The 14673-nt window shown below is 41.9% G+C and carries 12 protein-coding genes; 5 read left to right on the top strand and 7 right to left on the bottom strand.

Annotated elements, in window-relative coordinates; genetic code table 11:
• The first annotated feature begins 135 nt into the window (after positions 1-135).
• A complete protein-coding gene (locus CSV60_RS10870) occupies positions 136-948 on the top strand; it encodes a gluconate 2-dehydrogenase subunit 3 family protein (RefSeq protein WP_099637012.1) in 813 nt (270 codons plus the stop codon).
• A gap of 27 nt (positions 949-975) precedes the next feature.
• Entirely contained in the window at positions 976-2730 is a 1755-nt protein-coding gene (locus CSV60_RS10865) for a GMC family oxidoreductase (protein WP_099637011.1), read from the top strand.
• Positions 2731-2819: 89 nt separating this feature from the next.
• Here the strand turns inward: CSV60_RS10865 and CSV60_RS10860 are convergent, their stop codons facing one another.
• A complete protein-coding gene (locus CSV60_RS10860; protein ID WP_158231664.1) occupies positions 2820-3299 on the bottom strand; it encodes an OsmC family protein in 480 nt (159 codons plus the stop codon).
• Between the two features lie 159 nt (positions 3300-3458).
• Between CSV60_RS10860 and CSV60_RS10855 the strand changes: the two genes are divergently transcribed.
• Entirely contained in the window at positions 3459-3866 is a 408-nt protein-coding gene (locus tag CSV60_RS10855) for a hypothetical protein (RefSeq protein ID WP_099637009.1), read from the top strand.
• 407 nt (positions 3867-4273) lie between these two features.
• Here the strand turns inward: CSV60_RS10855 and CSV60_RS10850 are convergent, their stop codons facing one another.
• From CSV60_RS10850 to CSV60_RS10830, 5 genes are all read right to left on the bottom strand, one after another.
• Positions 4274-4666, bottom strand: a complete 393-nt coding sequence (locus CSV60_RS10850; protein WP_099637008.1) for a hypothetical protein — start codon at positions 4664-4666, stop codon at positions 4274-4276.
• Positions 4667-5059: 393 nt separating this feature from the next.
• Positions 5060-6136, bottom strand: a complete 1077-nt coding sequence (locus CSV60_RS10845) for a S26 family signal peptidase (protein ID WP_099637007.1) — start codon at positions 6134-6136, stop codon at positions 5060-5062.
• Positions 6129-6629: a sigma-70 family RNA polymerase sigma factor gene (locus tag CSV60_RS10840; RefSeq protein ID WP_099637006.1), complete on the bottom strand. Its 501-nt coding sequence runs from the start codon at positions 6627-6629 to the stop codon at positions 6129-6131. Before CSV60_RS10840 ends, CSV60_RS10845 begins: the two co-directional genes overlap by 8 nt.
• 18 nt (positions 6630-6647) lie before the next feature.
• A complete protein-coding gene (locus CSV60_RS10835; RefSeq protein ID WP_099637005.1) occupies positions 6648-7937 on the bottom strand; it encodes a polysaccharide deacetylase family protein in 1290 nt (429 codons plus the stop codon).
• Positions 7938-8126: 189 nt separating this feature from the next.
• Entirely contained in the window at positions 8127-9716 is a 1590-nt protein-coding gene (locus CSV60_RS10830; RefSeq protein WP_099637004.1) for a long-chain-fatty-acid--CoA ligase, read from the bottom strand.
• Between the two features lie 331 nt (positions 9717-10047).
• Between CSV60_RS10830 and CSV60_RS10825 the strand changes: the two genes are divergently transcribed.
• Entirely contained in the window at positions 10048-10488 is a 441-nt protein-coding gene (locus CSV60_RS10825; protein ID WP_099637003.1) for a cell wall hydrolase, read from the top strand.
• A 169-nt stretch (positions 10489-10657) separates the two neighbouring features.
• Complete coding sequence (locus CSV60_RS10820) at positions 10658-13243, top strand: CBS domain-containing protein (RefSeq protein WP_099637002.1); 2586 nt, start codon at positions 10658-10660, stop codon at positions 13241-13243.
• 77 nt (positions 13244-13320) lie between these two features.
• Here CSV60_RS10820 and CSV60_RS15990 read toward each other — a convergent pair whose 3' ends face one another.
• Positions 13321-14655 carry a hypothetical protein gene (locus CSV60_RS15990; protein WP_199175270.1) on the bottom strand — a complete coding sequence of 445 codons (1335 nt, stop codon included), beginning with the start codon at positions 14653-14655 and terminating at the stop codon, positions 13321-13323.
• Positions 14656-14673 lie beyond the last annotated feature (18 nt).

Raw genomic sequence — 14673 nt, 5'->3', positions numbered from 1 at the left:
TAAAAATATGTTAAATGATTATGATGTTGTCTAAATATGATAAATAAGGGAAGGATAAAACAGTAGAGTTTATGCAAAAATCCCGGTATTCAGTTTACTGATCAATGAAATTTTTATGTATAAGGAGGAGTTTGGATGGCCGATCAACAACCACCCAAAGACGTAAATGGCAAACCGCAACACGAACAAGATAGTAGCCGGAGAAATTTCCTGAAAAATACTGGACTCGTAGCTGGTGGACTCGTCGGTGGATCACTTTTCGGAGGTCTAATCTCAGGCGGTTTGGATAAGAAAAATGATCAACATAACAAAACAGCTGTAAACGAAAGCAATAAAGGTGTCGAAGTAACGCAAGCCCGTCAGTTTTTCACACGTCATCAAGATTTCAAAGTATTACATGCAGCAACAGAACAGATTTTACCTGAAGACGAACTCGGTCCAGGCGCCATTAAACTAGGTGTGCCTTATTATATCGACAAACAACTAGCAGGCCGCTGGGGTGTCAATGCATACGATTACCGACATGCTCCATACGCGATTGACTTGAAGGAAGCCGATCAAACTGCAGGGCCAGGCGGAGAACAGTCGATTTTGGATCGTGGCATGATCTTCTTGCTAGGATTACGTAAAATGGACGAAGAAAGTCAAAAGCGTTTCGGAGTCACATTTGATCAAGCAACTGAAGAGCAACAAATAGAAATCATGACGGACGTCGAAGCAAACAAAGTGAAGATGAAAGGTGTTAAAGCTTCTGAGTTTTTCATTCTGTTAAAACAAGCAACATTAGAAGGCGCTTACTGCGATCCATTATACGGTGGCAATCTCAATATGGAGGGCTGGAAAATGAAAGAGTTTCCGGGCGCAGTGGCTTCCTACTCCAACTATATTGAATCAGATGAATTTGTAAAGCTAGATCCCGTCAGTCTGAGAGATTACCAAGGTCACTAAAAATAGAAACCGTGAGGAGGATATGCAATGGTTAAAAAACTTGAAAAAGTAGATGCAGTCATCGTAGGTTCAGGTTGGGTCGGAGGAATCGCGGCTGCTGAACTTACGAAAGCTGGATATAATGTGGTCATATTGGAACGAGGTAAAAATAAAAAGCATGAAGACTATATTGGCACGAAAGACGAACTGCGCTATTCTAAACGGTATGATCTCATGCAAGAATTGAATAAGGACACGATTACTTCTCGTAACTCCATGAGCAAAGAAGCAATACCGGTTCGGAATAATATGAATGCACGTCTTGGAAACCATACGGGAGGCGCAGGTGTACATTGGAACGGGATAGCTTTCCGCTGGTTGCCATATGATTTCGAAATTTACAGTAAGACTGTAGAGCGCTATGGTAAAGATAAAATCCCTAAAGAATCGACAATTCAGGATTGGGGGATTACATATGATGAGCTCGAGCCATATTATGATCAATATGAAAAAACAGCTGCCATCTCAGGCGAAGAAAACCCAATTGGTCCTCCACGTTCCGATAAGTACCCCAATCCGCCAATGAAGGAAACGCCGAATATTCGTCTGTTCACCAAAGCAACGAAAGCGCTCGGTTACCACCCTTATCGTATTCCGTCTGCGAATGCTTCAAAAACGTACACCAATCCGGACGGTGAAACCATCAACGGGTGCGTATACTGTGCATTTTGTGAAGAGTATGGTTGTGACTTTGGAGCGAAAGCGGATCCGATCGGTACGGTACTCAAGACGGCACATAAAACAGGTAAGATGGAAATCCGTAATGACGCATTCGTGAATCGAGTAAGCCACGATGGAAAGAAAGCGAACGGATTAATCTATACCGATACAACGACTGGAGAAGAATTCGAACAACTAGCAGATATCGTAGTACTTGCAGGTTTCGTCTTTACGAACACGAAATTGTTGTTACACTCTAAAATTGGACAGCCATACGACCCGAAAACAGGACAAGGCATCATCGGCAAGAACTTCACAGGTCACTTCAACAACTTGTCAACGTATATTGGCGCTCGCGGATTCTTTGAAGACAAGAAGTTCAATAACTTCATGGGTGCTGGTGGTATGGGTGCGACGATCGATGACTTCAGTGGGGACAATGAAGATCACACGAACCTAGACTTCTTGCATGGCTATGAAGTGCACTACAGTCAACTTGGTTCACGTCCTATTGCCAATAACGCAGTTCCATATGATACACCTGGTTGGGGTAAAGAATTTAAAAAGAATTCAATAAAATATTATAATCGTAACCTATTCATCACACCACAAAGTGGCTTCTTGCCGAACAAGAATACGTATATGGATCTGGACCCAACATATAAAGATGCACTCGGCAATCCACTTCTTCGTGTCACCGTTGAATATGCAAAACAAGACATCGCACGTGCGAAAGCAGGCGTCGCACGTTGTGAAGAGATCATGAAAGAAATGGGTGCAGACAAAATGAACGTCGACGTGGTGAAAGACGATACGGTATTTGACCATAAATTCTATACGGATCACTTCTTCGGTGGTGCCATCATGGGAGCTTCTCCTGAAAACTCCGCAGTCAACACCTACTCACAAATGTGGGATATGGAAAACCTATTCGTCGTAGGCGGGTCCTCATTCCCACATAACAGTAATTACAACCCGACCGTTACGATTGGTGCATTCGCTTATCGCGCAGCGGAAGGCATGATTAAGTACTTAAAAGAAGGCGGCAATATCGCTGCTAAACCACTTGAAAAGAACGCTTGAGTTCTGAGTGAATAAAAACGCCATCACCTAATCTGAATTGACAAGGTGATGGCGTTTTTTGTATATACATATCTTATATCTCTATGAAATCATTTAATATGCAATATAACTTCTTCCTTCAAACTTGAAAGGATCGGTGAACGTTCAACCGCAATAGCCGCGATCTCTGCTAGTTGTCCTTTATTCGTAGTAGACTCAGCAGATAAAACGATCATCGGTTTCATAATACCGCTATTGCCGCTTTGAATTCCTAGAAATGGGGCTTTATCGCATACGCCAGTGAAAACGATCTCTGCTCTATCCACCGTCACACCCTGATTATAGGCTTCTAAATGAAATGTAACACCAAAACTAGTAGTTGCCGCGGCGATTAATAGTTCAATCGGCATGACTTGTTTTTCTCCTGGCTTCGCAATACCTTTCAGATCAATCTCTTGTAGATCTTTCGTTTCGAGCGACATCATTTCCCCTACTACATAATGGCACGTTCCTTTCCATTCACTAATCGCAAGTGACGGATCTGCCTCTATTAATTTCTTCATTTCATTCATAATTTTTGTTGTGCTCATATTGATTGCCTCCAAATTATACTTCTTGTATCCATTATACATCCACTACCTAAATTTGCTAATGGGGAGCATCCCCCCTTTTTTCAAATACTTTATCGAGCAACCTTTTTCTATTTCCAACGTTATCTATACTACTCACCTACTGAAGGGGTGCTCTATATGTGGAAGAAGAAAATTATTTGGGTTGTCTTTGCCACTTTGTTTTTACTAGTATGTAATACGTTTTTTCTTCATCGCGCAACTGAAGACCCTTTGCTTGCTAAAAGAATTGAAGAATTAGCAAGGAACGGTGTAACCGAAATCTCCTTAACGTCTCTAACCGATTTCGAGTGGAACAAGGCGATGGTTTACGGTCCCTATACTTCGAAAGAAATGATTGAAGGCTCACTGAATAGTAAATTAAAAGGGAGTACGCAAGGAATTGAATATAGAGATGATCTGTTTTTACTCGTATTCGCAAAAGATCACTACGTGGTCAAAACGGTAGAGCTATCTAGAAGAAGTGTTGATTACTCGAAAAATGATCAACTGCTCACCACTGCGGATGATGTTTTAATGATTCATTAATGCCGCTGCGTCTAATTCTGTTTGAACCATGAATCTAAGCGGATTATTAAGTGTCATAGGTAACGCCTCCTTTGCACACTATATAGAGTCAGAAAGAGAAAAGAATACAGGGTGTGGAAATATTTTTTCCACACGCACTTTATCTATTTTGTAGTTTGCTTAAGTGCTTAGGTTATTGCTGGTAACAAAACGCTCGATTGGAATGGAGCAAAACACTCGGCTGAGTAGACTATTTTTATCACCTCGTCGTACCTACATGAAAGACAATCAAAACTCCTACCCTTTGAAGCTATCTCAAGTGAAGGCAAGGCACTTGCCACATTCCATTTTTTCATCAATAAAAAACAACAGACAAGTTTTATTAAAAACCTGTCTGCCGTTTGAGATTTTCTTTATGTTTTCAGAACTTATTTCTGGAACATACTTTCAATCAAATCTTCCATATCTTCCGCGGCGTGCTGTTCCTTCGACTGTAGGACATCGAGCTCCCCGCTCTCCATCGCTTCCACGCTAAACTTCTCCGTCTTCTCTTCTACACAATCGACGAATACGGTATAGGCTTCTTTCAGTTCATTGCCTTCCGTTTCAAAGGCATTCGGAACTTCCAAAGCATTCATGTCAGCGAGGATCTGCTTGAACTCTTCTACTTTCACTAACCATTGTTCTTTCATCGCTGGTATATCCAACTCTTGTTTTAAAATGAATTGTTCGGAAATGCCTTCGTACTCTTCTGACGCTATGATTAAGCGTTCATGTAATCCAATGATTTTCTGTAAGTACTCTTTTCTACTGAGTGCCATAGTATCATCTCCTAATATGAGTTTATACGTTTAGTATTTCATCATACATCTCCTCATGCAAAGAGGAAAGTCTAGGCACTTCTTTGTTAACTTTTAAATTGAAATTCTTGCCTTTTTGATCAAACAGAACGAGTTCCGTATCCGTAACATCCAGTATGTATAAACACCAGACCGGCTCTATATAGCGAGCGGTTGGTTGACGGCTTATGCAAAACAGTTGCCGGTCTGATGTCTTTTCTATTTCTTACTCCCATAATGCTTCCCATTTTCTTAACTAGTAAAAACCAGGCTGGCTCTATAAGCGAGCGGTTGGTTGACGGCTTGTGCTAAACAAATGCCAACCTGGTTTGCGTGAAAGACGTATGCATCACCTCCTTTACAGAGTGCTGTACATTATTTTTCCACTATCCATTGACCGGAGCTTGTATCCCTTCCCATAGTGAACACTTGCTCCACGACGCCTTCACGACCATATTGATAACGAATTTCTACTTTATCATCGGCAATCGGAATCGCTCGACGATACGCCGCCTCAAGGAATAGCTCTCCAATTCGACTCGTTTGTGCGAAGAACTCGGATTCAGGCAGTTTATCCAATCCTGTTAGCTGGTCATATAAATATAAATCAAAGTACTGCTCAGCTGTATAGTCGCTCTTGAGTTGGTCAGTCAGATAATCTATATAGATAGATTCAGTTTTTTCTTCGGTTGCCACGCCAATTAGTTCACCATAAATTTTGTGTACAGGCGTGATCGTCGCTCCTTGCACAGTGTCTTTTGCCGGGAAATGGTTCAATAACAGGTATTCCCTAGCGTTTAACAGCTGATCATAACCGCCAGCAATGGTGATATTTTGTTTCTTATACCGATCCATCAATTCGGAGGATAACTCGTGACCGTTGACGTGCAGCTTGCCATTTTGCAGCACAACTCGGTCTCCAGGAACCGCTACGACTTCATAATAGACACCTGTATACGTAGGCAAGTGACTATTCGTATTCGTAAATGTGCGTACCACATCCCCGAGTTCATAGACCGAAGCATCATACAGATCTGCCTTACGTTCTATAACGGGATGATACGTATCCGGACTCCACTGTAATGAAAAGGATTCGTCATCGACATATAATAGACCGTCCACTTTCTTTACTACAGGTAATGAAGAAAATTCTTCGTAATCAATAGCAGATAGCTGATCTTTCTTTTGTAAAGCAGAAATGATAGCCATATCATCAAGTGGATCATACGGCGTTCCTGGACCTTGATCAGAAGAGAATTGATTATCTGAAACTAGGTTAAACACTAACAACAAAGCCACTACCGGTAGTGCCGCCGTGACCAGCAGCGCTTGCCAAGAAAATCGCCTGCTTTGCGAAGGTTGAAGCGTTTCATGTACCCGTTGTTTGATTCGTCGTTCCTGTTCCGTTGTATCTCCCATCATGTGGTCCAGTTTTTGTTTGAAATCATTCATTGGTTTCTACCTCCTCTTCCGCAAAAAAATCCTTGAGTTGCAACTTGGCTCTTCGTAACCGAGTCTTGACAGTATTTTCATTGAGTCCAAGAAATTCTGCGATCTCCGCAATCGATTGTTCGTCATAATAATATAAAAGTAATGGCTCGCGGTATTTCAAAGGCAGCTGGAATAAATGCTTTTCAAGTGAAGCTAGCTGCTCTTTCTCCAGTAATTGTTGTTCCGAGCTTTTGGAAGATACAAAAATTGTCTCGAACACTACCTCTTTCTTATGCTTCCAGGAGCGCAAATAATCCTTTGCACGATTAGCGGTCATTTTAGTTAAGTACGTTTTAATAGACGCTTCATTTCGGAACTGGTCACTCTTCTGGAAATACGTCACGAATACTTCTTGCACGACGTCTTCCGCAGTTGACCAGTTTTTCACGTATAAATAAGCGATACGTACTAAATAACGCGAATGTTCATTCATGATTTGATCCATTTCATTCATCTGGCTAGTCACTCTCTTCTATGGCCATCTCATGTCTCCGTCAACATATGTTGCAAAATCCTTAAATGACCTTTTTTCTGTCATGCCAAAGCGGTTCACTTCGTAATTGGATTGATCCCTGTTGGCATAACCTTCGACTGTTGTATAGCCGATCAGTAATCCTACATCTTTCGCCGCCGCGATGAACTCTTCATTGTATTGTCCATATGGGTAGGCGATGGAAACGGCTGAAGGCACGTGTTGTAAATTCTTCTGTAAGTCTTCCATGATTTCTTGTTCTGTATGTTCGAATACTAAGCCTACTCCACTTTCTCTACCTAGTTCATGCAATGCACATGTATGGGCTTCGAACTGAAATACATCTTTCATTTCGATAAGGTCTTCCACAGTCAAATACTTCAGAAGTCCCCCACCGTCAAATGGTGGACCGTCTTTATCTCGATCCATACGAGATGAAATAATATGCTGAGACGAAGTAAAGCCATATTGTTTCAAGATAGGATAGGCATATTCTTTGGATGACAATAAACCATCATCAAATGTAATAATTAATGCTTTCTCCGGCACAATGAGTCGGCCTTCCAAGTAATCATACAGCTGTTGTGAAGTCAATGTCGTAAATTGCTCATCTGCCAAATACGCCATCTGCTTTTTAAAGTTCTCGAGTGAAACGGTACTAATCTCCGTTTTCATCTGTTTACGGGGTAGCACTTGATGATACAGCAGTACTGGTAAACCTTCATCCATTTCTACTGAAGGCTTATGGATATACCCAGCCCGTTCACCTATTTTGATAACATACCAGTCCTTTTCTTCCTCTATGACAGGATAGCGATAGCCTTTTCTTAATTGAATGAGAACAGTGCTTTCAAGATTCGCTTCTGTATATACGGCTGTTTGTTGGGCTGTTTTTACAGCACCCAGTTGTTCTGTATGTAAAGGTGTTTTCATCACGTTCTTTTCTACTTTTGCCTGACCTTTACGAATGAAAGCCGGCATCTTGCCTACTCGAATTTCGTAATACTCTTCATCTTCTCCTATGAGTGCAACCGCTTGATTGGCTTGCAGTTCACCAATTCGGATAAGGTTCTCTTGCTTCATAAAAATCGGTTGATTGTTTGTCAGCGTCAATACTTGATCAAATTCTTTTTCGGTAATGAACGGTTTACTTTGTATCGTTTCCGCAAAAGCTGTCGCTGGTTGCTCATGGAACAATGGCACTTCATTCAAATTCCACTTGGCTTCATTTCCCATTATAAATAGGAGTAAGCTCGCAAGTAACAGCAGACAACTATATATTTTCTTCATGTGAATCCCCCTATTATCATTTGCGCACCCTATAGACGGAGGATTCCTTAAAAAGTTTCAAATTTTTTCAGAAAGATTTTTGCAGGTACTCTTTGTTGTTCAGAATCCGATGTGACTCTTCTAGTTCTTCATCATAAAAAGCACTCCTTCGCTCGTAGTAGAACGAAAGAATGCCGCCACTTGGTTCATTCACTTTACGACCTTTTCCCCTAGCTTATCCCAGTAATCATCCCGGAGCTGTACTTTCAAGATCTTTCCTGACGCCGTTTTTGGAAGCTCCTCCACAAACGTCACACCTGTCACCGCTTTAAAATGGGCTAGCTTCAATCTCGTGAAGTCTATAAGATCTTGCGCGGTCGCTTCGGAACCACGTCGCAATACGATATAAGCATGTGGTGTCTCTCCCCACTTCTCATGCTGCACAGCAATTACCGCAGCGTCTAAAACAGCAGGATGGTCATAGAGCACACCTTCGATTTCTATGGAAGAAATATTTTCACCGCCACTAATGACAATGTCTTTCTTTCGGTCCACGATATTGACATAGCCGTGTTCATCCATCGTCCCCATATCCCCCGTCATCATATAGCCGTTACGTAACACTTCATCAGTCGCCTCTTTATTCTTCCAATACCCTTTCATGACTCCATGACTACGGACCGCAATTTCACCTACTTGCTGACCGTCTTGCACCACGTCTTCTCCGTAGTCGTCAAGTAAACGAACGTCCACACCGATCATCGAATAGCCCGCTTTTGCTTTTAACTGAAGCTGCTCCTCATCCGACAAATGTTGAACCGTCGAGCGAATCGTAGAAAACAAACTTAACGGTGACGTTTCCGTCATGCCGTACACTTGAATAAACTCCCATCCAAGTTCTTTTTCGACTCGTGAGATGAACGACGGTGGCGGAGCAGAGCCCGCAACAATCACTCGAATCTTATGAGTGAACGTCGGCTTATGTTCTTCGCAATACTGGAAGATTAAATTCAATACAGCCGGTGCCATATGCAAGATCGTCACATTGTGTTTTTCAATCGCTTCGATAATAGTCTGTGGTGACGTTTTACGTAAGCATACTTGAGAAGCGCCGTTCGCTGTATAATAAAATGGTGACCCCCAGCCGTTCACATGGAACATCGGTAGCACGTGAAGGAGAACATCATGATCGGTCACACGCAAATGATGCATTGCACTCATGGCATGCAAATAATTATTCCGATGCGTTAGCATAACGCCTTTTGGATTACCTGTCGTGCCACTCGTATAAAGTAAACTACACACATCCCCTTCTTGCACATCTGCGCGGTCAAATGATTCTGGAGAGAATGATTCGAGCCACATATCGTAATCAACTGCTTGCAAATCATCAGCTTTATGGTGAATAATAATCTTTTCTATCGTATCGAGCGAGTGCTCAATCGGTTTAATGAGATGATATAAATCCTGGTCTACAAATAATAACTTCGATTCACTATGATTTAAGATGAATACATAATCCTCAGGCTTTAATCGTGTATTCAACGGCACCATGACGCCGCCTACTTGATAGAGTCCATAAAATCCTTCAAGCATTTCAATAGAATTGCCACATAAATACGCCACGTGATGTCCTTTTTCAATACCCACGTCACGTAACCCGCGTGATAACTGATTCACCCGGCCGTTTAACTGTGCGTATGTAAAAGAGCGTCCTTCTTCCCCAAAAATCGCTTCCTTATTTCCATACAACGTCACTGCCCGATCTAGAAATTGCGTCAAAACCAATGGAACATGCATCTGCATACCTCCTCATTCTGCTCTACCACAATTGTATAGTAAACGTTTCCATTTTACTATATTTTCTAACAGTTCAAAATAAAAGCTTAGTGGAAATAGACTTCTTCCTTCGCATTGACGTTTCTATTGAAGAAATGAACTGTTCTATGTATCGTGTAAATCCGTATTCTCGACTCCCCCAACTAGTAACCTTCACTCTACTATTTGAGATGACAGACTATCATCAGCTCATCGATCAACATGTTTTTTTCTTCAAAGCATTTCCCTCGATTTTTCTCCAAATGTAACATCATTTCCACTTGTTCTCATACACTATAATGAGGTGAAAACTATGGCGAGAGTCAAATACCGTGATTCAGATGTCGCATTAATGGCTAGAATGATGAGAGCCGAAGCCGAAGCGGAAGGAAATCAAGGAATGCTCTATGTCGGAAATGTCATTGTCAATCGTGCAGTAGCCGACTGCTTGGACTTCAATGATGTGCGGTCCATATACGATGTAATCTTCCAAATACAAGGTAATAATTATTCATTCGAAGCCGTACAAAAAGGAAACTTGTTTTATCAACGTGCAAGAGAATCTGAAAAAAGATTAGCTGAACGAACTTTAACTAACTGGCGACAACATCCCGCTCAATATGCGCTATGGTACTTTAATCCATATGCTCCCTGCCCCCCTACTTGGTACGGGCAACCGTTTACCGGCCAGTATAAAAATCATTGTTTCTATGAGCCGCAAGCTGGTACGTGCGAAAGTGTGTATATAGGATAAAGCAGGTACCAAATACTAGACCCAATTGAACATTTTGGCCGATGATGATAAACTAGTCCTATAAACGCAATCAAACGTAAAGAGTAACCACCTTCCACTGGGTCAGCGTAGAAGGTGGTTACTTTTCTATTTATACTTTTAAATAACTTTCAAACAGGGGGGACGATCCGTGCAAATTATTACTTCACACGTCAATACAGACTTCGACGCGCTCGCATCGATGATTGCAGCAAAAAAATTGTATCCCGACGCACAGCTAATTATTTCCGATAAGCTAGAAAGCCGCGTTCAACGTTTCTTAAATATGTACCGTGATGTCTTCGACTTGGTGCCGAGCGCTCGGGTAGACTGGGAACAAGTAACGGAAATGATTATCGTCGACGTCGCATCTTTGTCTAGAATAGGCAAACTTCCTGACGATTTCGATGCATCGAAACGGAAAATCATCGTCTACGACCATCACCAAAAAGGTGAAAACGACGTGCAGTATGATGAAGGCATCGTGGAATTAACTGGCGCTGCCGTCACTCTACTTATTGAAGAAATACGCAAACAAAATATAGCTATTTCTAGTTTTGAAGCTTCATTATTCGGACTAGGCCTGTATACAGATACAGGGAAATTTACATATGCAAACACTACCGTCCGGGACATGAAGGCAGCTACCTATTTACTCGAGCAAGGAATGAGCCTTGAAATGGTCAGTAGTTTTGCAGAAGAAACATTAACATCCGAACAGCAAGATTTATTGAATCAGCTACTTACACATACAGAAATTCATGAAGTCGACGGTCTGGAGATTGCCGTAAGCACGCATGAATTGGATAGTTTCGTTAACGGCCTAGCCTTAATTACAACGAAAGTATTAAGCGTTAAAGGAACGGATGCGGTGATTACGGTAGTTAAAATGAAAAACACCGTGTGCGTCGTGGGCCGTGCGAATTCAGAACGAATCACGTTACTACCCATTCTAAAAAAGCTTGGGGGCGGCGGACACGAACACGCAGGTTCCGCTACGGTGAAAAAAGGAAATAAGGAAGCAATTCTCGAAGACATCCTTAGCAGCATGGAAACGATACTACGCCCGGCGGTTACCGCAAAAGAGTTGATGACTTCTCCCGTTAAAACATTAACTCCCGATACGACGATTGAAGAAGCTGGCCGTCGTATGTATCGCTACGGACACTCCGGCTACCCTATCGTTGAAAATGGAAAACTAGTCGGTCTCATTACTAGACGCGATCTCGATAAAGCGAATCACCATGGACTTGGTCATGCGCCTGTCAAAGCGTATATGACGACTAAACTCTACACAATCGGACCGGATGCTTCACTCGAAGAAATTCAGGAACTCGTCATTACACACAACATTGGCCGGTTGCCCGTCATCGAGAATGGAGAAATCGTTGGGATTGTGACTCGATCTAATATTATCCAAGTGCTGTACAGTGATATGACGGCAGATAAAAAAGCAACCAGCACTCTCTCTTCTAATGAGCTGATTGAAAAAATGAAAAAGCAATTATCCGAAGAGGCTTTACAGCAGTTGAAAGAAATCGGAGAAACAGCCAGTCACATCGACATGCCTGTTTATTTAATCGGTGGGATTGTACGAGATATTTTATTGGACAAGCCAAATTACGACATCGATATCGTGGCGGAAGGTAATGGAATTGAACTGTCCAACAGATTGATGGAAACGTATGGCGGTGACGTCATGGAACATGAAAGCTTTGGCACGGCGACATGGAATACGCCATCCGGTTTATCGATTGATATCGTGTCGTCTCGACTCGAATATTACGAACAGCCTGCTGCTTTACCCGAGATTGAGACGTCTGTTCTTGGCGATGATTTGCAGCGACGTGATTTCACGATCAATGCCATGGCCATTCGCCTAAACGCTGAATCATTTGGTGAATTGATTGATCCATTTGGCGGACAGAACGATCTACGCGAGAAGAAAATCAAAATCCTGCATAATATGAGTTTTGTTGAAGACCCTACCCGCATTTTCCGAGCGGTTCGCTTTGAACAACGTTTCGAATTTTCGATGGACGAACAGACAGAAAAACTGGCACTCGAGTCGATCGACAAAGTAATCCACTTGTCACCACAACGCATTAACGAAGAGATGATCCGTTTATTTACGGAAGGTAAGCCGCAAGAAGTCATTCGACGCCTGTTCAACTTGAATGTTTGGCAACAATTCGGTGTAAACGAAAAACAGCTGGATGCTTCAGTCGTTACAGCTGAAAGTTTAGAACAACTTTACAACGAACAAGTACGAAAGATTTCCAATTTGAAGATCAGTGAAAAACCTAGTTGGTTCAATTACTTTTTACTACCATTCTATTGTAATAATAGTTTGTATGCCGCAGAGAAATTCACGTTGCGGAAAAACAGGAAAAAGCTATTGGAAGAAGTCATGGAATTACAACGACATGAACAATGGAAAGAATCCACACAAACTGGAGACTACCATCTGTTTTTGCATAACTTCTCCGATGAAGCCATCTTGTTTATTCTAGTAGCTGATCATGTGCCTTATCAGGAATCTGTCATTGCGTATTTATATAATCGCAACACACTTCAAATTTATTTGAACGGTGGCGATTTAGTAAAAGCGGGACTCAAGCCAGGTCCAACATTCTCTAAGATTTTACTACAGTTGGAAGTGAGTCAGCTAAATGGAGAAGTTTCATCGAAAGAAGAAGCCGATCAGTGGTTAGAAGAGTATTTGTGTACGTTGTAACGAATAAACGCAAAACACCTGGCATGCTAGAGTGACTCTCTAACTTGCCAGGTGTTTTCCTTTACTAAGGAATTCTCTTACTTCGAACCCGCTCTAAATCCAGATTTATCATAACCGTATTTATCATAACCACGTTTATCGTAGCCGAGTTTATTAAAGCCTTTTCGGTCATAGCGGTCCGCATCATAGCCCGACTTATCATACCCCTGATCATCCCGGTCCGTTCCATTTCGATGGAGTCCTTGAGGAGTGAAGCCATTGCAGTCGAATCCTTTTGTATCATATTTCGTACCATTGGCATGTTTGCCATCCCGATTGAAACCATATCGATCATAACCGAATCGGTTGTAGCCTTCTTTATTAAAACCGTTCTTATCATAACCTTGTAGATTAAAACCTTTTTTATCATACCCTTGTCGATTTCGACCATTCTTCCCGAAACCTTCTCGATCGACGCCTGCTTTATTAAAACCATCACGATTATAGCCTTCACGATCCATACCATGTTTATTGAAACCTTGGGCATCATAGCCTTCCGAATCATAGCCAAGCGAATTCAAGCCCGATGTATCGTATCCTGCCCGGTCAAAACCGTCACGATTGTAACCGTGCTGATCATAACCTTCTTCATCATACGTCTTTTCACTAATATGTGCGCCGTCGCGTGTAAAGCCTTCACGGTTGTATCCTCTTTTATTGAAACCTTGTGCATCAAAGCCTGCTTGATCAAAGCCGTGATCATCAAACGGACTGTTATTTAAATGAACGCCTTGAAAATCAAAGCCTTTGCCGTCATACATCGTACCGTTCATATGCTTGCGATCACGATTGAAACCTCTTTTGTCATAGCCGAATTTATTATAGCCTTGGCGATTAAAACCGTTCTTATCGTAGCCTAACTTATTAAATCCATCCGTTCCATACCCTTGGGCACTCACACCGTATTTATTGAAGCCGTATTTATCATACCCTTGCTTATTAAAACCCGCACGGTTGAAGCCATGGACGTCGTAACCGTCTCTGTTATAGCCATTCTTGTGAAAGCCCTGTCGATTGAAACCATCCACTTTATAGCCTTCTTTGTCATACCCTTGGACGTTATAACCGCTTTTATTATACCCGTCTGCGTCATAACCATAACGGTCATAACCCGTTCGATCAAAGCCCGCTTTATTATAACCCGTTGCCCTAAACCCTTCTTTGTCATACCCTTGATTATTATAGCCGTTTTTGTCAAAGCCCTGTGCATCAAAGCCATACTTATCAAAACCACTGGCATTAAATCCTTGTTCATTAAACCCATGACGATCAAAACCAAACTTATTAAAGCCGCGTCTGTCAAAACCTTCACTATTATAAATTGTCGTATCTCGTTCTATGTTTTTATCTCTTAACGGATCCCCATAATTCATGTCGTACCTCCGCACACT

Origin of the sequence: Sporosarcina sp. P7, from assembly GCF_002743425.1 — a bacterium.
Classification (GTDB): Bacteria; Bacillota; Bacilli; order Bacillales_A; family Planococcaceae; genus Sporosarcina.
Note: the sequence above shows the minus strand (reverse complement) of the source record. Positions and strands in the feature narration are given on the sequence as shown.